Annotated in this window: 15 protein-coding genes and 1 tRNA gene; 12 read left to right on the top strand and 4 right to left on the bottom strand. The window is 69.3% G+C overall.

Annotated features, from left to right (window positions below; genetic code table 11):
• The first annotated feature begins 57 nt into the window (after positions 1 to 57).
• From AC1PLR_RS07960 to AC1PLR_RS08010, 11 genes are all read left to right on the top strand, one after another.
• Positions 58 to 1299 carry an argininosuccinate synthase gene (locus AC1PLR_RS07960; protein ID WP_481103203.1) on the top strand — a complete coding sequence of 414 codons (1242 nt, stop codon included), beginning with the start codon at positions 58 to 60 and terminating at the stop codon, positions 1297 to 1299.
• A 189-nt stretch (positions 1300 to 1488) separates the two neighbouring features.
• Positions 1489 to 1941 carry a GNAT family N-acetyltransferase gene (locus AC1PLR_RS07965; RefSeq protein ID WP_481103204.1) on the top strand — a complete coding sequence of 151 codons (453 nt, stop codon included), beginning with the start codon at positions 1489 to 1491 and terminating at the stop codon, positions 1939 to 1941.
• A gap of 11 nt (positions 1942 to 1952) precedes the next feature.
• Positions 1953 to 3050 carry an acetylornithine deacetylase gene (locus AC1PLR_RS07970; RefSeq protein WP_481103205.1) on the top strand — a complete coding sequence of 366 codons (1098 nt, stop codon included), beginning with the start codon at positions 1953 to 1955 and terminating at the stop codon, positions 3048 to 3050.
• A 79-nt stretch (positions 3051 to 3129) separates the two neighbouring features.
• Entirely contained in the window at positions 3130 to 4461 is a 1332-nt protein-coding gene (locus AC1PLR_RS07975; protein WP_481103206.1) for an acetylglutamate kinase, read from the top strand.
• A gap of 26 nt (positions 4462 to 4487) precedes the next feature.
• On the top strand, positions 4488 to 5105 hold the full coding sequence (locus AC1PLR_RS07980) for a GNAT family N-acetyltransferase (RefSeq protein WP_209246925.1): 618 nt from the start codon (positions 4488 to 4490) through the stop codon (positions 5103 to 5105).
• Positions 5102 to 6085, top strand: coding sequence for an N-acetyl-gamma-glutamyl-phosphate reductase (argC, locus tag AC1PLR_RS07985; RefSeq protein ID WP_481103207.1), 984 nt, complete (start codon positions 5102 to 5104; stop codon positions 6083 to 6085). Before AC1PLR_RS07980 ends, argC begins: the two co-directional genes overlap by 4 nt.
• A gap of 89 nt (positions 6086 to 6174) precedes the next feature.
• A complete protein-coding gene (gene argH / locus AC1PLR_RS07990; RefSeq protein ID WP_481103208.1) occupies positions 6175 to 7473 on the top strand; it encodes an argininosuccinate lyase in 1299 nt (432 codons plus the stop codon).
• Positions 7470 to 7829, top strand: a complete 360-nt coding sequence (locus AC1PLR_RS07995) for a cupin domain-containing protein (protein ID WP_481103209.1) — start codon at positions 7470 to 7472, stop codon at positions 7827 to 7829. The genes argH and AC1PLR_RS07995 overlap by 4 nt, the downstream gene beginning before the upstream one ends.
• Positions 7826 to 8086, top strand: a complete 261-nt coding sequence (locus AC1PLR_RS08000; protein WP_010343570.1) for a YciI family protein — start codon at positions 7826 to 7828, stop codon at positions 8084 to 8086. Before AC1PLR_RS07995 ends, AC1PLR_RS08000 begins: the two co-directional genes overlap by 4 nt.
• Positions 8087 to 8096: 10 nt before the next feature.
• Entirely contained in the window at positions 8097 to 9287 is a 1191-nt protein-coding gene (gene proB, locus AC1PLR_RS08005) for a glutamate 5-kinase (RefSeq protein ID WP_481103210.1), read from the top strand.
• A 152-nt stretch (positions 9288 to 9439) separates the two neighbouring features.
• Positions 9440 to 10687, top strand: a complete 1248-nt coding sequence (locus AC1PLR_RS08010) for a glutamate-5-semialdehyde dehydrogenase (protein ID WP_481103211.1) — start codon at positions 9440 to 9442, stop codon at positions 10685 to 10687.
• A 237-nt stretch (positions 10688 to 10924) separates the two neighbouring features.
• Here AC1PLR_RS08010 and AC1PLR_RS08015 read toward each other — a convergent pair whose 3' ends face one another.
• Positions 10925 to 13333: a glycosyl hydrolase family 95 catalytic domain-containing protein gene (locus AC1PLR_RS08015; protein ID WP_481103212.1), complete on the bottom strand. Its 2409-nt coding sequence runs from the start codon at positions 13331 to 13333 to the stop codon at positions 10925 to 10927.
• Positions 13334 to 13638: 305 nt separating this feature from the next.
• Between AC1PLR_RS08015 and AC1PLR_RS08020 the strand changes: the two genes are divergently transcribed.
• Positions 13639 to 15555: a CocE/NonD family hydrolase gene (locus AC1PLR_RS08020; protein ID WP_481103213.1), complete on the top strand. Its 1917-nt coding sequence runs from the start codon at positions 13639 to 13641 to the stop codon at positions 15553 to 15555.
• 75 nt (positions 15556 to 15630) lie between these two features.
• Here AC1PLR_RS08020 and AC1PLR_RS08025 read toward each other — a convergent pair whose 3' ends face one another.
• The 3 genes from AC1PLR_RS08025 to cydX all read right to left on the bottom strand — a co-directional run bounded on the left by AC1PLR_RS08025 (position 15631) and on the right by cydX (position 16719).
• Positions 15631 to 16164, bottom strand: coding sequence for a hypothetical protein (locus AC1PLR_RS08025; protein WP_481103214.1), 534 nt, complete (start codon positions 16162 to 16164; stop codon positions 15631 to 15633).
• 298 nt (positions 16165 to 16462) lie between these two features.
• Positions 16463 to 16539 (bottom strand) — tRNA-Pro (locus AC1PLR_RS08030).
• Positions 16540 to 16599: 60 nt separating this feature from the next.
• Positions 16600 to 16719, bottom strand: a complete 120-nt coding sequence (gene cydX, locus AC1PLR_RS08035; protein WP_481103215.1) for a cytochrome bd-I oxidase subunit CydX — start codon at positions 16717 to 16719, stop codon at positions 16600 to 16602.
• Between the last annotated feature and the right edge of the window lie 13 nt (positions 16720 to 16732).

Consider the following 16732-nt stretch of genomic DNA (forward strand, 5'->3'; position numbering starts at 1 on the left):
TCGCCACAGCGGCTTCCCTGTTCGTTCCTACTTAGTCAACCGCAGAGAGACTCCCCCATGTCGCAGCAAACCGCTTCCACCAATCCCGAATCCCCAATCCCGAATCCCGGCACCAAGGACATCGTCCTCGCCTTCTCCGGCGGCCTCGACACCAGCTTCTGCATTCCCTACCTGCAGGCCAAGGGCTATGCGGTGCATACCGTGTTCGCCGACACCGGCGGCGTGGATGCCGAGGAGCGCGATTTCATCGAGAAGCGCGCCGCGGAACTGGGTGCGGCCAGCCACGTCACCGTCGACGGCGGCCCGGCGATCTGGGCCGGCTTCGTCAAGCCGTTCGTGTGGGCCGGCGAGGGCTACCAGGGCCAGTACCCGCTGCTGGTGTCCGACCGCTACCTGATCGTCGATGCCGCGCTCAAGCGCGCCGAGGAGCTGGGCACCAAGACCATCGCGCACGGCTGCACCGGCATGGGCAACGACCAGGTGCGCTTCGACCTGGCGGTCAAGGCGCTGGGCGACTACGAGATCGTCGCGCCGATCCGCGAGATCCAGAAGGAACATACCCAGACCCGCGCCTACGAGCAGAAGTACCTGGAGGAGCGTGGCTTCGGCGTGCGTGCCAAGCAGCAGGCCTACACGATCAACGAGAACCTGCTCGGCCTGACCATGTCCGGCGGCGAGATCGACCGCTGGGAAGCGCCGGGCGAGGGCGCCCGCGGCTGGTGCGCGCCGCGCAGTGCGTGGCCGACCGAGCCGCTGACGGTGAAGCTGAAGTTCGTGCAGGGCGAGGCGGTCGAGCTCGACGGCAAGGCGCTGCCGGGCGAGCAGATCCTGGCCAAGCTCAACAAGCTGTTCGCGCCCTACGGCGTGGGCCGTGGCGTGTATACCGGCGACACCGTGATCGGCCTGAAGGGCCGCATCGTGTTCGAGGCGCCGGGCCTGGTGTCGCTGCTGGCCGCGCACCGCGCGCTGGAGGACGCGGTGCTGACCAAGCAGCAGAACCGCTTCAAGCCGGACGTGGCGCGCAAGTGGGTGGAACTGGTCTACGAAGGCTTCTATCACGATCCGCTGAAGACCGACCTGGAAGCCTTCCTGAAGTCGTCGCAGGCGATGGTCAACGGCGAAGTGACGCTGGAGACCCGCGGCGGCCGCGTCGACGCGGTGGCGGTGAAGTCGCCGCACCTGCTCAACGCCAAGGGCGCGACCTATGCGCAGTCGGCGGACTGGGGCGTAGCCGAGGCGGAGGGCTTCATCAAGCTGTTCGGGATGAGCTCGACGCTGTACGCGCAGGTCAATCGCTGACGCTTAGAGCCCCTCTCCCCTCGGGAGAGGGGTTGGGGTGAGGGTACGGGCGAAGCCTCGCACTAGTTGATTGCGCGAGCTTCGCCAGTCTCTTCATCCGCTAGCGCGATCAGCTTTACCAGGCTTCGCCCGTACCCTCATCCGCCCCTGCGGGGCACCTTCTCCCGGTGGGAGAAGGGGGCCACTGCGATGGAACCCATGCACGCACTGCGCATCAGCACCGACAAGCAGGAACTGGATCTGCCGTTGATCCATCGCTTCCTCAGCGAGCAGGCCTATTGGAGCCTGGGCATCCCGCTGGACACGGTGCAGCGGGCGATCGCCGGTTCGCTGTGCTTCGGCGGCCATCTCGATGGCGTGGGGCAGGTGGCGTTCGCCCGGGTGATCACCGACGGCGCGACCTTCGGCTATCTCGCCGACGTGTTCGTGCTCGACGCCTACCGCGGCCGCGGCTACGGCAAGCAACTGGTGGCGGCGGTGATGGCCCACCCGCAGCTGCAAGGCCTGCGTCGCTTCATGCTCGCCACCTCCGATGCGCATGCGCTGTATGCGCAGTACGGCTTCGCCGCGCCGGCGCGGCCGCAGACGCTGATGGAAGTGCTGCGTCCCGACATCTACCAGTCCGCGGCGACGGCCGCCTGATCCGATCCGCCATGACCGACCTGCTCGAATCCACCCTGACCCACCTGAAAGAACTGGTGTCCTTCGACACCCGCAATCCGCCGCGGGCGATCGGCACCGATGGCATCTTCGACTACATCCGCGCGCAGCTGCCCGGCTTCGCGGTGGAGGTGATCGACCACGGCGCCGGCGCGGTCAGCCTGTATGCGGTGCGCGGCACGCCGAAGTACCTGTTCAACGTGCACCTGGACACGGTGCCGGATTCGCCGCACTGGAGCGCGGATCCGCACAGCATGCGGCGCCTGGACGATCGCGTGGTCGGTCTGGGCGTGTGCGACATCAAGGGCGCGGCGGCGGCGCTGCTGGCCGCGGCCAATGCCGGCGACGGCGATGCCGCGTTTCTGTTCTCCAGCGACGAGGAGGCGAACGACCCGCGCTGCATCGCCGCGTTCCTGGCCCGCGGTATTCCCTATGAAGCGGTGCTGGTGGCCGAGCCGACCATGAGCGAGGCGGTGCTGGCGCATCGCGGTATCAGTTCGGTGCTGATGCGTTTCGCCGGCCGCGCCGGGCATGCCTCCGGCAAGCAGGACGCGGCGGCCAGTGCGCTGCACCAGGCGATGCGCTGGGGCGGCCGTGCACTGGACCACGTGGAGTCGCTGGCGCACGCGCGCTTCGGCGGACTGACCGGGCTGCGCTTCAACATCGGCCGGGTCGAGGGCGGGATCAAGGCCAACATGATCGCGCCGGCGGCGGAGCTGCGCTTCGGCTTCCGGCCGCTGCCGTCGATGGACGTGGATGCCTTGCTGGCGACCTTCGCCGGCTTCGCCGAGCCGGCCGCGGCGCATTTCGAAGAGACGTTCCGTGGTCCTAGCTTGCCGTCGGGCGACATCGCGCGCGCCGAGGACAAGCGTCTGGCTGCGCGCGACGTCGCCGATGCGCTGGAACTGCCGATCGGTAACGCGGTGGACTTCTGGACCGAAGCCTCGCTGTTCTCCGCCGGCGGCTACACCGCGCTGGTCTACGGCCCGGGCGACATCGCCCAGGCGCATACCGCCGACGAGTTCGTGACGCTGGAGCAACTGCAGCGCTACGCCGACTCGGTGCATCGCATCATCAACGGCGCGCGCTGATCCGCGCGCCTTCCCATGTCGCCCGGACCGGTCCCGCGATCGCGTCCACCCTGGATTCCTTCGGACACCGCCCCACGCCATGCACGCCAACCGCCAAACCCGCCAGACCATCGTGCGCCTGCTCTCGAGCATGGCCAGCGCGAAGGAGATCAGCCAGTACCTCAAGCGCTTCTCGCAACTGGACGCCAAGCGCTTCGCCGTGGTCAAGGTCGGCGGCGCGGTGCTGCGCGACGACCTGGAGGCGCTGACCTCCTCGCTGTCGTTCCTGCAGGAAGTCGGCCTGACCCCGATCGTGCTGCACGGCGCCGGCCCGCAGCTGGACACGGAGCTGTCCGCCGCCGGCATCGAGAAGCAGACCGTCAACGGCCTGCGGGTGACCTCGCCGGAAGCGCTGGCGATCGTGCGCCGGGTGTTCCAGGCCTCCAACCTCAAGCTGGTCGAGGCGCTGCAGCAGAACGGCGCGCGCGCCACCTCGATCACCGGCGGCGTGTTCGAGGCGCAGTACCTGGACCGCGACACCTACGGGCTGGTCGGCGAGGTCACCGCGGTGAATCTGGCGCCGATCGAGGCCAGCCTGCAGGCCGGCTCGATCCCGGTCATCACCAGCCTGGGCGAGACCCCCAGCGGGCAGATCCTCAACATCAACGCCGACTTCGCCGCCAACGAACTGGTGCAGGAACTGCAGCCGTACAAGATCATCTTCCTCACCGGCACCGGCGGCCTGCTCGACGAACAGGGCCGGGTGATCGATTCGATCAACCTGTCCACCGAGTACGACCACCTGATCGCGCAGCCGTGGATCCATGGCGGCATGAAGGTCAAGATCGAGCAGATCAAGGACTTGCTGGACCGGCTGCCGCTGGAGTCGTCGGTGTCGATCACGCGCCCGGCCGACCTGGCCAAGGAACTGTTCACCCACAAGGGCTCGGGCACCCTGGTGCGGCGCGGCGAGAAGGTGCTGCGCGCCACGGCGTGGAGCGAGCTGGACCTGCCGCGGCTGAAGACCCTGATCGAATCCAGTTTCGGCCGCACCCTGGTACCGGACTATTTCGACACCACCAGGCTGCTGCGCGCCTACGTCAGCGAGAACTACCGCACCGCGGTGATCCTGACCGACGAGGGCCAGCTTGGATCGAGCCCGCTCACCTACCTGGACAAGTTCGCCGTGCTCGACGACGCGCAGGGCGAGGGCTTGGGCCGCGCGGTGTGGAACGTGATGCGCGAGGAGACGCCGCAGCTGTTCTGGCGCTCGCGCCACAACAACCAGGTCAACATCTTCTACTACGCCGAATCCGACGGCTGCTTCAAGCAGGAGAAGTGGAAGGTGTTCTGGTACGGCCTGGAGACCTTCGAACAGATCCAGCACTGCGTGGCGCACTGCGCCACGCGCACGCCGACCCTGCAGGGTTGAGCGGAATCGTCCAGAGAACCCAGGCCATGTCCAGCATCGATCCCGAGCTTCCCGAATCCTGGCGCCAGGTGCCGACGCTGCGCGGCCGCCACGTCAGCCTGGAGCCGCTGCAGGCGGCGCACGCCGAGGGCTTGCGCAACGCCGTCCGCGGCAGCGGCCTGGAGGCGCTGTGGTACACCAACGTGCCAGCGCCGGAGCGGGTGGACGCCTACGTCGCCGCCGCGCTGGAGGTGCAGGCGCTGGGCCGGGTGCTGCCGTTCGTGGTGCGCGATGCGCAGGGCGAGATCGTCGGCAGCACGCGCTTCTACGGCCTGGATCCGCAGGTGCCGACGCTGTCGATCGGCTACACCTGGTATGCGCCGCGGGTGCAGCGCAGCGGCCTGAACACCGAGGCCAAGCTGCTGCTGCTCGGGCATGCCTTCGATACGCTCGGCTGCCTCAGCGTGGTGTTCGAGACCAGTTGGTTCAACCACGCCTCGCGCACCGCGATCGCGCGGCTGGGGGCCAAGCAGGACGGCGTGCTGCGCAACCACAAGCGCCACGCCGACGGCACCCCGCGCGACACCGTCATCTTCTCCATCATCGATACGGAATGGGCCGGGGTGAAACGCCACCTGCAGTTCCGCCTGGATTCGCACGCATGAACACTCCCGTTTATTCCATCGGCATCGTTGGCGCCCGCGGCCACACCGGCGCCGAACTGATCCGCCTGATCGCCGCGCATCCGCAGTTGCGGCTGGCCTTCCTGTCTTCGCGCGAACTGGATGGGCAGCGCGTCGATGCCCACCACGACGCTTACGAGGGCGAGCTGCGCTACGAGAATCTCGACCCGGAAGCAGTGGCGGCCAAGCGTGCCGACGTAGTGGTGCTGGCGCTGCCCAACGGCAAGGCCGCGCCCTACGTGGCGGCGCTGGATGCGGCGGTCGCCGCCGCCGGCGCGCCCGACCCGATCGTGGTCGATCTGTCCGCGGACTACCGCTTCGACCCGGCCTGGTACTACGGCCTGCCGGAACTGACCCGCGCCGGCTACGCCGGGCAGCGCCGCATCAGCAACCCGGGCTGCTACGCCACCGCGATGCAGCTGGCGATCGCGCCGCTGCGCGAGCAGCTCGCCGGGCCGCCGCAGTGCTTCGGCGTGTCCGGCTATTCCGGTGCCGGCACCACGCCGTCGGACAAGAACAACCCGGCGCTGCTGCACGACAACCTGATGCCGTACGCGCTGACCGACCACATGCACGAGCGCGAGGTGTCCGCGCAGCTCAGCGTGCCGGTGGAGTTCATGCCGCATGTGGCGCCGCATTTCCGCGGCATCACCATGACCGTGAACCTGTGGCTGCAGCAGCCGCTGAAGTTGGAGGCGGTGCAGCAGCTGTATCGCGCCCGCTATGCGGATGAGCCGCTGATCGAGGTGATCGACGAGGCGCCGTGGGTCAGCCGCATCGCCGGCCGCCACGGCGTGCAGCTCGGCGGCTTCACCCTGGCCCCGGGCAACAAGCGGCTGGTGCTGGTGGCGACGCTGGACAACCTGCTCAAGGGCGCTGCGACGCAGGCGATGCAGAACCTCAACCTGGCGCTGGGCGTGGACGAACTGACCTCGATCCCGCGGATGGACGCGCCGCAGTAGGGCGTCACCTCAGCGCGGCATCCATCACCGTTGCAGCGCGCCGCTTTCCGAATCCCCATTCCCCAATCCCCATTCCCGGCCTTCCCCCAATGACCAACCTCCTCTGGCAGAAACCCGGCGTCGCCGTCGACACGCAGATCCAGGCCTTCCTGGCAGGCGACGACGTGCTCCTGGACCGCGAGTTCTTCCTGCACGACATCGCCGCCAGCGGCGCGCACGCCGAGGGCCTGCAGCGCATCGGCATCCTGTCTGCCGACGAACTGGCCGGGCTGCAGCGCGAGCTGGCGGTGCTGGCCGAGGATTTCCGCAGCGGCGCGTTCGTGCTGGATGCGCGCTTCGAGGACGGGCACTCGGCGATCGAGGCGCGGTTGACCGAACGCCTTGGCGATGCCGGGCGCAAGATCCACACCGGACGCAGCCGCAACGACCAGATCCTGGTCGCGACCCGGCTGTGGCTGAAGGACAGGCTGGCGCGGCTGGCGCAGCTCAGCGCGGAGATCGCCAAGGTGGCGCTGGACCGTGCGCAGGCCGAACGCGACCTGCCGGTGCCCGGCTACACCCACATCCAGCGTGCCGTGGTGTCCTCGGCCGGCATGTGGTGGGCCGGCTGGGCCGAGGCCTTCCTCGACGATGCCGTGCGCGCCCGCGACACCCTGCGCCTGGTCGACTGCAATCCGCTGGGCACCGCCGCCGGCTACGGCGTCAACCTGCCGCTGGACCGCGCCCACACCACCGCCGCGCTGGGCTTCGCGCGGCTGCAGGTCAGCCCGATCTACGCGCAGCTCTCGCGCGGCAAGTTCGAGATGGCCGCGCTGGAAGCGCTGGGCAGCGCCACCCTGGACCTGCGCCGCCTGGCCTGGGATCTGTCGCTGTTCACCAGCGGCGAATTCGGCTTCGTCGCGTTGCCGGCGCAGTACACCACCGGCAGCTCGATCATGCCCAACAAGCGCAACCCCGACGTGATCGAGCTGATGCGCGCCACCCACGCCAGCGTGGCCGCGGCGCGCACCGAGATCGAGCAGTTGCTGTCGTTGCCGTCGGGCTATCACCGCGACCTGCAGAGCAGCAAGGGGGCGATCTTCCACGGCTTCGGCCGCGGCCTGGCCGCGCTGGAGCTGCTGCCGGCGCTGCTGGCCAACCTGGAGTGGCGCGAGGACAGGCTGCGCGCGGCGATCGATTCGGGCATGTACGCCACCGACGTGGCGGTGGAAGCCGCAGTGGCCGGTGTGCCGTTCCGCGAGGCCTACCAGGCCGCCGCCGCGTCCGCCGACAGCGCAGGGCAAGGGCGCACGCCGGAAGGCAGCCTGGCCGCGCGGGTCTCGCCGGGCGCCGCCGCCGATCTGCGCCTGGACGAACTGCAGGCGCGCTGGCAGGCGCTGGCCGGATGAGCACGGTCAACATCGCCTCGGCGCGGCATTACGTCTGGGGCGGGAACTGCGATGGCTGGCATCTGCTGGACATGGCGGACCTGAGTGTGATCGAAGAGCGCATGCCGCCCGGCACCGCCGAGGCGCGCCACCGGCACCTGCGTGCGCGCCAGTTCTTCCGGGTGCTGGAAGGCGAGGCGGCGCTGGAGATGGAGGGTGTGGTGCATGTGCTGCATGCCGGCGACGGCCTGCACGTGCCGCCGGGCGCCGCGCACCAACTGCGCAATGCCTCCGACGCCGATGTCCGCTTCCTGGTGATATCGGCCCCGCACAGCCACGGCGACCGCGAACCCGCTGCATTGGAGACCCCGCAATGACGACCGTCTACCTGGTGCTGGCCATGCGCCGGCCCGATTTCGATGCTGCGGCCGTGCAGCCGCATCTTGCCTTCCTCGATGCGCTGCGTGCGCAGGGCCGGCTGCAGCTGACCGGCGGATTCGCCGACGGCAGCGGCGGCGCCTACGTGCTTTGCAATGTCGCGAGCCTGGCCGAGGCCCAGGCCATCGTCGCCACCGATCCGTTGGTGACGATGCAGGCGTCCGAGCTGACCGTGCACGAATGGAACGTGCGCTGAGGCCGTCCGGATGACCTCGCATGTCACCATCCCAGCGTCGCCGTTCCCCGAGCAACCGCTGCCGCCGTGGCGGCGCGCGGTGCTCAAGGTCGGCAGCAGCCTGCTGGCCGCCGACGGCGGTGGCCTCACGCCGCGCTTCGCGCTGGGCCTGGCGCAGTTCGTCTCGGCCAACCTGGCGGCCGGGCGCGAACTGGTGATCGTGTCCTCCGGCGCGGTCGCCGCCGGCCGTGCCATCGTGCCCAAGGCCGCCGAAGCCGGTGCGGCGCTGGCCGCGCGGCAGGCGCTGGCCGCGCTCGGCCAGGCGCAGCTGATCGCGCTGTGGCAGCGCTTCTTCGAGCGGCCGGTGGCGCAGGTGCTGCTGACCCACGACGACCTGCGCAACCGCCGCCGCTACCTCAACGCGCGTGCCACGCTGGGCGAACTGTTGCGGCTGGGTGCATTGCCGGTGGTCAACGAGAACGACACCGTCTCGGTGGACGAACTCAAGCTCGGCGACAACGACAATCTGGCCGCGATCGTCGCCGCCCTGGTCGACGCCGATGCGCTGTTCATCGCCACCGACATCGACGGCCTGTACACCGCCGACCCGCGCCGCGACCCGCAGGCACAACCGCTGCACGAGGTGCAGGAACTGAGCGCGGCGGTGCTGGCCATGGCCGGCGGCAGCGGCAGCGGCGTGGGTACCGGCGGCATGCGCACCAAGCTGGAGGCCGCGGCCAAGGCCGGCGCCGCCGGCATCGAGACCTATCTGTTCAACGGCCGCAATGCCGAGGTGGTGCGCGGCCTGGCCCAGGACAGCCTGCGCGGCACCCGCATCCATGCCGCGCGCACCCGCATCGCCGCGCGCAAGTACTGGCTGCGCCACGTGCCGGTGGAACCGGGAGCGATCCTGGTCGATGCCGGCGCTGCCGCCGCGCTGCTCGACAAGGGCGCCTCGCTGCTGCCGGGCGGCGTCGCCGGCGCCGTGGGCGAGTTCCGCCGCGGCGACATGGTGGAGGTGCGTCTGCGCGACGCGGCCGGCGAGCGCGGCCTGGCGCGCGGGGTCAGCCAGTACGCGGCGGTGGACATCCGCCGCATCGCCGGCCGCCACTCGCGCGACATCGAGGCGATCCTGGGCTACAACTACGGCGAGAACGTGATCCACCGCGACGATCTGGTGGTGGTGCGGGAATCGGGAGTCGGGAATGGGGAATCGGCGTAAGCGCGCCAGCCCCGCGCCGGCCGCGAAGGCGGCGCAAGGCAGGCACCTGCATCGCGCCTCGCGCTCGCCGCTTCTGATTTCCTCGCGCCGCACGTAGCCTTTTCGAATCCCGAATCCCGAATCCCGAATCCCGAATCCACCGGAGCCGCCCAATGACCTCCATCCGCACCCAGGCCCTGCACTGCCGCGATGCCGCGCAAGCGCTGGCGCAGTTGTCGTCGTCGGCCAAACAGGCGCTGCTGGAGGCGATGGCGGCGGCGCTGGAAGCGGATGCCGAAGCGATCCTCGCTGCCAATGCGCGCGATCTGGAGGCGGCGCGGGCCAAGGATGTCGGCAGCGCGATGCTCGATCGGCTGGCGCTGGACCGCAAGCGCCTGGACGGCATCGCCGCGGCGCTGCGCGAGGTGGCGGGCCTGCCCGACCCGGTGGGGCAGGTCACCCGCGACGACGTGCGCCCCAACGGCATCCGCGTGCAGAAGATCCGCGTACCGCTGGGCGTGGTGGCGATGATCTATGAGGCACGTCCGAACGTCACCGCCGACGCCGCGGCGCTGTGCATCAAGGCCGGCAACGGCGTGATCCTGCGTGGCGGTTCCGAAGCGATCCACTCCAACACCGCCATCGCCGCGTCACTGCGCCGGGCGCTGCGCGAAGCCGGCATCGGCGAGGCCGCGTTGACCCTGGTCGAGGATCTGCGCCGCGAGACCATGCTGGAACTGCTGCAGCTCCACGACATCGTCGACCTGGCGATCCCGCGCGGCGGCGAAGGCCTGATCCGTTTCGTCGCCGAACATGCGCGGGTGCCGGTGATCAAGCACTACAAGGGCGTGTGCCATCTGTTCGTGGACGCCTCGGCGGACCTGGACCTGGCGGTGAAGCTGCTCCTCGACGGCAAGACCACGCGGCCGGCCGCCTGCAATTCGCTGGAAACGCTGCTGGTGCACGCCGACGTCGCCGCGCGCTTCCTGCCGCTGGCCGCGCAGGCGTTGCGCGAACGCGGCGTCGCCCTACGCGGCGATGCCGCCACCCGCGCCCTGCTGCCGGACATCGACCCCGCCAGCGACGACGACTACGCCGCCGAGTACCTCGACCTGATCCTGGCGGTCGCGGTAGTGCCCAGCCTGGACGCGGCAATCGCGCACATCCGCCGCTATGGCTCGGATCACACCGAAGTCATCGCCACCGCCGATGCGGCCAACGCGGAGGCGTTCGTGCAGGCGCTGCGCGCGGCGGTGGTGATGGTCAACGCCTCCTCGCGCTTCTCCGACGGCGGCGAACTGGGCCTGGGCGCGGAGATCGGCATCTCCACCACGCGCCTGCACGCCTACGGCCCGATGGGCCTGGAAGCGTTGACCGTGGAGCGCTTCGTGGTGCGCGGCGAGGGTCAGGTGCGGCACTGATCCCGCCAATCCGGCGATGTTCCTCTGGGAGTCAGCTGGCAGGCAGCCGCGACGCAGGAAGTGTCGTATTTCCTGGCCGGGTAATGCATCGGGACTGAAGTCCCTCCCACAGTGCACCCGGCACTCGGCGAGCTCGCCCCTGGTCCATGTAGGAGCGGCTTCAGCCGCGACGCGCCTTGCCGGTAACGCCCGTCGCGGCTGAAGCCGCTCCTACGAGGTCTGTCGTCGTCTCGACGCTCACAGCACCCGCACACGTTCGCCGGGTGCCAGCTCCAGCGTGCGCCGCGTGCCGTTGAAGACGAGTTCGGTACGCGTGCCGCCGACGCTGCGCAGCACGATGCGCGTGGCCTTGCCGTCGCGCCATGCCAGGTCCACCACGAAGCCGCCGCGCGCGCCGATGCCGCTGACCTTGCCGCGTGCGGCCCAGGCCTTGGGCAGGGCCGGCAACAGCGCGATGTGGCCGGGCCGCGAATACAGCAGCATTTCCAGCATCGCGGTGGGCGTGCCGAAGTTGGCGTCGATCTGGAACACGCCGCCCAGCGTGGGGTCGCCGTGCTGGCTGAGGTCGTAGATGTCGAAGAAGTTCGGCGCGGTGCCGTTGCTGTGCACGATCGACGGTTTGAGGTTGGTTGCGATCAGCGCATAGGCGCGCTCGGCCTCGCCCAGCCGCGCCCAGCACAGCGCGCGCCAGGCGCAGGCCCAGCCGAAGCTGTGCATGCCGCGCGCCTCCAGCAGCGTGCGCGCGGCGGCGACCTGCGCGGGCGGGGCCAGGTCGGGATGCAGGCGATGGCCCGGATACAGGCCCATCAGCGGCGACAGGTGGCGGTGGTGCGCCTCGCCCAGGTCGTCGGGCGACATCCATTCCTGCAATTGCCCGCTGCGCGGGCTGATCTGTGGCAGATACAGGCGCTGCCGCAGTCCGGCGATGGTCGCGGCATGCGCCGCATCGACATCGAGCAGCGCGCAGGCCTGGCAATACTGCCCGAACAGAGTCCACACCAGCTCCTGCGCATAGGCGATGCCGCGGGCGTTCTCGGGACCGTGTTCGGGCGACCAGTCGTGGTCGTCGACCAGGCGCGTCTGCCGGGATCCGTCGGCATCCAGAACCTCCAGTTCGATCAGCCGGGCCTCCCAGAACTCGCAGGCGCCCTTGAGCAACGGATGGATCCGTTGCAGGTAGGCGCGGTCCTGGCTGTATTCGTAGTGCTGGAACAGGCTGTCGCACAGCCAGGCATTGCCGGCCGGATGCCAGTACCAGCCGTTGCCGCCGAACGGATTGGTCGAGAACGCCACGGCCCAACCGGCGACCTTGCCGGAGGTGTTGCGGAAGCGGTTGCGCGGGTCGTTGAAGTGCGCCTGGGTGATCTGCGTCCACGCCGGCAGTTGCGCCAGACAGTAGCGGGCGAGGGCGTCGAAGCACGGCCCCAGCCCGGCCGCGTTGGTCAGCCAATAGTTCATCTGCACATTGACGTCGCTGTGGTAATCGCTCATCCACGGCGGATCGTTGTTCTCCAGCCAGAGCCCCTGCAGATTGATCGGCAGCGCGTCGCGCGAGGCGGCGATGGTCAGGTAGCGGCCGAACTGCAGGTACAGCGCTTCCAGTTCCGGGTCGGGGGTGTCCGTCGCGGCGCGCGCCTGCAGCCGCTCGGCGATGGCGAGCCGGCGTTGCGCCGGGCTGGAGCGGCCCAACGCCACCTGCATGGTGTCGAACAGCGTGCGGTGGTCGGCCACGTGCGTGTACAGCAGCGTCTCGGGCGGTAGTTGCGCCGCCGCCGCGCAGCGCTGCCTGGCCAGCGCCTGCGGATCCAGTGCCGGATCGCGGTAGTTCCTGGCCAGGTCGGGCACGTAGTTGCTGCCGCCGCAGATCACGATGCGCAGCGCGCGGCAGTCACGGAAGTGCAGCGTATCGCCCTGCAGTTCCACACTGCCGTCGGAGGCGATCAGCCGCACGTGCGCCCCGTGGCGCAGGCCGTTGGCCAGTGCGCCGGAAAAGCCAAGTCCGCCGTCCGCATCGCCGTGCACGGGCGCACCGTGTGCGCTGACCAGGCGCAGCCGGCCGCTGTGCAGACCGCCACCGCGCTGCTCCAGGTGGATCACGATGGCATCATCGGGGTGGCTGGCGAAGATGGTGCGGGTGAACTGCGCGGCGCCCAGCGCGTAGCGCACGTGCACGCAGCCGTTGCTCAGGTCCAGCTCGCGCGTGTAGTCGCGTAGTTGCGCCGGCGCATGGCCGTCCAGTTCCAGATACAGCCTGGCGAGCATCACGAAGCTGCCGAAGCTGTCCTTCTCGTAGCCGAACTGGCCCTGCGCGTCGAGCGTGTCGTTGCGTCCTCCGGTCCACAGGCTGGCGTCGGAGAGGTACAGGACGTCGCGATCGGGCGCGCCGCCGACCAGGGCGCCGAGCCGGCCGTTGCCGATCGGCAGGCCTTGCCGCAACACGTCGGTCTCGCTCGCCACGTTGGCGTACCGCATCCGCAGCGCCTGGGCCGGCGGCACCAGCGGCGAGCTGGCCGGACGCAGCGGCGCGGCCAGTGCGCGGCCGAACGCCGGCAGGCCGAGCAACGGCAGCATGGCGGCCAGGGCGCCGCCTTGCTTCAGGAATGCGCGGCGGCCGGCATCGCCAGGCGGGTGATCGGAGCTGGTCATCGGGCGGGTCTCGACGGCGCCCCGCGCGTGGCCGCGGCGATGGGCAGAAGCACCGTTGTACCTGCCGTGCGTGTTGCAGGGAAGGCGTTGCGTGCAGTGTCCGGCGCGTTTCCGCAGATGGCGTTCGGCGTGTCCGCAAACCTGCGCAACCTTGGCGGCCGCCTGGCCGTTGCGCGCTCCGATTCCTCCGCGTCCTGTCCTGGATGCAGCCGCACGGCGACGGCGTGCGGACACCGCCGATCGCCGACACTTCCGCCCGGGCCGCGGTTGCGCCTACAGTCGGGGTCTGACTGCCCGGAGGTTTCATGCGCCCCATCGCCACCCGTTTGCTCGCCACCGTCGTCGCCACCGTGCTGGCCACGGCCGCCCACGCGCAGACCGCGCCGATGACCCCGGACATTACCGGCAAGCCGTTCGTCGCGCCGACCGCGGCCAACGACTACGTCAAGCGCGAGGTGATGATCCCGATGCGCGACGGGGTCAAGCTGCACACCGTGATCGTGCTGCCAAAGGGCGCGCACGGCGCGCCGATGCTGCTGACCCGCACGCCGTACGACGCCAGCGGCCGCGCCAGCCGGCTGGCCTCGCCGCACATGCGCGATCTGCTGCCGCAGGGCGACGAGGTATTCGTCGACGGTGGCTATATCCGCGTGTTTCAGGATATCCGCGGCAAATACGGTTCCGAGGGCGACTACGTGGTGACCCGGCCGCTGCGCGGGCCGCTCAACCCGACCAAGGTCGACCACGCCACCGACGCCTGGGACACCATCGACTGGCTGGTCAAGCACGTGCCCGAATCCAACGGCAAGGTCGGCATGATCGGCTCGTCCTACGAGGGTTTCACCGTAGTGATGGCGCTGGCCGATCCGCATCCGGCGCTGAAGGTGGCCGCGCCGGAAAGCCCGATGATCGACGGCTGGATGGGCGACGACTGGCTCAACTACGGCGCCTTCCGCCAGGTCAACCTGGACTACTTCACCGGGCAGATGACCCGGCGCGGCAAGGGCGAGGGCATCCCGCGCCAGGGCTACGACGACTACAGCAACTTCCTGCGCGCCGGCTCGGCCGGCGACTACGCCAAGGCCGCCGGGCTGGAGCAGCTGCCGTGGTGGCGCAAGCTCACCGAGCACCCGGCCTACGATGCGTTCTGGCAGGAGCAGGCGCTGGACAAGGTGATGGCGCGCACCCCGCTGAAGGTGCCGACGATGTGGCTGCAGGGGCTGTGGGACCAGGAAGACATGTGGGGCGCGATCCACAGCTACGAGGCGATGGAGCCGCGCGATACCGGCAACGACAAGAATTACCTGGTGATGGGGCCGTGGCGGCACAGCCAGGTCAACTACGAGGGCGCCTCGCTGGGCGCGCTGCAGTTCGACGGCGACACCGCGCTGCAGTTCCGTCGCGACGTGCTCAAGCCGTTCTTCGACCAGTACCTGGTCGATGGCGCGCCCAAGGCCGACACGCCGCCGGTGCTGATCTACGACACCGGCGCCAACCACTGGGACCGCCTGCAGCGCTGGCCGCTGAGCTGCGCGCAGGGCTGCCCGGCGCAGAGCAAGCCGCTGTACCTGGAGGCCGGCGGCCGCGTCTCGTTCGAGGCGCCCAAGGCCGGGCAGGGCGAGTACACCGAGTACGTGTCCGACCCGGCCAAGCCGGTGCCGTTCGTGCCGCGCCCGGTGGTGTTCGGCGACCGCGACATGTGGACCACCTGGCTGGTGCACGACCAGCGCTTCGTCGACGGCCGCCCGGACGTGCTGACCTTCGTCAGCGAACCGCTGCAGGCGCCGCTGCGCATCGCCGGCGCGCCGGAAGTGCACCTGCAGGCCTCCACCAGCGGCAGCGACAGCGACTGGGTGGTGAAGCTGATCGACGTGTACCCGGACCAGATGGCCTCCGAGCCGAAGCTGGGCGGCTACGAGTTGCCGGTGTCGCTGGCGATCTTCCGCGGCCGCTACCGCGAGAGCTTCGAGCATCCGGCACCGCTGACCCCGAACCAGCCGCTGGCCTACCGCTTCGGCCTGCCGACGGCCAACCACACCTTCGAACGCGGCCACCGGATCATGGTGCAGGTGCAGTCCACGCTGTTCCCGCTGTACGATCGCAACCCGCAGACCTACGTGCCGAACATCTACTTCGCCAAGCCGGGCGATTACCGGAAGGCGACGCAGCGCATCTGGCACACGCCGCAGCAGGCGAGTTACATCAGCCTGCCGGTGGAGTGAGCCAGTTCCCGATCCCGCGCGTCGTGCGCGGGATCGTGGTGGCATCACGCGGTGCGCGAAGTGGCGCCGGGGCGTTTACAGGTTGCGCAAGCCTTGCGTGATTTGCTCGATGCCGTCCTGCGGGTGGAAGTCCTTCCAGAGTCCGCTCGTGCCGGCGGGATTGGAGCGGATCAGCACTTCGCCGAGGGCAAGCGCAAAGGCCGTTCCCTGGCCGACCTCGTCGAAGGTCAGCGCGCGCGTGGTACCGGAGACCCGGATCTTCAGGTCATTGGCGAGTTTCTGGGCCGGCTCCCACAGTTCGTTATCGCCGAGCGTGCCCTGTTGCGTCGCGGTGCCGCTGGCGCAGTTCGCCAGCACCACCCAGGGGCATTGCGAGCCACGCACCAGCGTGCTCAGGCTGCCAAGCACGCCGCTCTTGAGCAGTTCGCTGCGGTGGCCGACCACAATCAGACTCATGTAGCCGTCCAGTGCGCTGCTGGTGAGCTTGCGGCCGTCGATCACGTTCGAATAGGCCGCGAATTTGGCATGGAGGCGTTTTGCCTCGCGCTCTCCATCGTTGGAGGAATCGGGAATCCAGGTAATCAGGGTGTGGATGGTTTTGCCGGGCATGGAAGTGTCCTTCTCACTCGTCGGGAGGGCGGGCGCGGATGCGCTCGGGCCGCTGACGCAATGCCGAGACAGGGGGCAGGATGCGAGCAGCGGTTCCCACGATGGACACTGATGTGCATCACCGGGATCGGTGCGGTGCCGATGTTCGCCGTCGTGCAGACCGATCCGCGTTGCCGCCGCAACGGGCCAGGCACACCGTAGCAATGCGGGGGCGACGCCACACCGTCGCGAGACCGGATTGCAGGCACAAAAAAACCCGGAAAACGATGGTTTTCCAGGCTTCTTGTGACCTTGAAACTGGTCGGGGAGACAGGATTCGAACCTGCGACCTCTACGTCCCGAACGTAGCGCTCTACCAGACTGAGCTACACCCCGAAGGAGCCGCACATGATACGGAGGTCTTCCGCATTCGGCAAGCGCCTTTGCAAAAAAATTTCAGTCCCCCGCGGCGGCGGCATCCGCCGCGTTGCGCTCGCGCGCCTCGAACCACATGCCGTTGAGGATGGCGGCGGTGGAGGCCAGGCCCACACCAAGAATCCAGGCGAAGTACCACATGATCGTTTCTCCT

The sequence above is a fragment of the Xanthomonas sp. NCPPB 3570 genome (assembly GCF_056725115.1).

Excerpts from the sequence above, each read along its gene's own strand:
- AC1PLR_RS07960 (WP_481103203.1), top strand. The coding sequence starts at position 58 with ATGTCGCAGCAAACCGCTTCCACCAATCCCGAATCCCCAATCCCGAAT.
- AC1PLR_RS07965 (WP_481103204.1), top strand. The coding sequence starts at position 1,489 with ATGGAACCCATGCACGCACTGCGCATCAGCACCGACAAGCAGGAACTG.
- AC1PLR_RS07970 (WP_481103205.1), top strand. The coding sequence starts at position 1,953 with ATGACCGACCTGCTCGAATCCACCCTGACCCACCTGAAAGAACTGGTG.
- AC1PLR_RS07975 (WP_481103206.1), top strand. The coding sequence starts at position 3,130 with ATGCACGCCAACCGCCAAACCCGCCAGACCATCGTGCGCCTGCTCTCG.
- AC1PLR_RS07980 (WP_209246925.1), top strand. The coding sequence starts at position 4,488 with ATGTCCAGCATCGATCCCGAGCTTCCCGAATCCTGGCGCCAGGTGCCG.
- argC (WP_481103207.1), top strand. The coding sequence starts at position 5,102 with ATGAACACTCCCGTTTATTCCATCGGCATCGTTGGCGCCCGCGGCCAC.
- argH (WP_481103208.1), top strand. The coding sequence starts at position 6,175 with ATGACCAACCTCCTCTGGCAGAAACCCGGCGTCGCCGTCGACACGCAG.
- AC1PLR_RS07995 (WP_481103209.1), top strand. The coding sequence starts at position 7,470 with ATGAGCACGGTCAACATCGCCTCGGCGCGGCATTACGTCTGGGGCGGG.
- AC1PLR_RS08000 (WP_010343570.1), top strand. The coding sequence starts at position 7,826 with ATGACGACCGTCTACCTGGTGCTGGCCATGCGCCGGCCCGATTTCGAT.
- proB (WP_481103210.1), top strand. The coding sequence starts at position 8,097 with ATGACCTCGCATGTCACCATCCCAGCGTCGCCGTTCCCCGAGCAACCG.
- AC1PLR_RS08010 (WP_481103211.1), top strand. The coding sequence starts at position 9,440 with ATGACCTCCATCCGCACCCAGGCCCTGCACTGCCGCGATGCCGCGCAA.
- AC1PLR_RS08015 (WP_481103212.1), bottom strand. The coding sequence starts at position 13,333 with ATGACCAGCTCCGATCACCCGCCTGGCGATGCCGGCCGCCGCGCATTC.
- AC1PLR_RS08020 (WP_481103213.1), top strand. The coding sequence starts at position 13,639 with ATGCGCCCCATCGCCACCCGTTTGCTCGCCACCGTCGTCGCCACCGTG.
- AC1PLR_RS08025 (WP_481103214.1), bottom strand. The coding sequence starts at position 16,164 with ATGCCCGGCAAAACCATCCACACCCTGATTACCTGGATTCCCGATTCC.
- cydX (WP_481103215.1), bottom strand. The coding sequence starts at position 16,719 with ATGTGGTACTTCGCCTGGATTCTTGGTGTGGGCCTGGCCTCCACCGCC.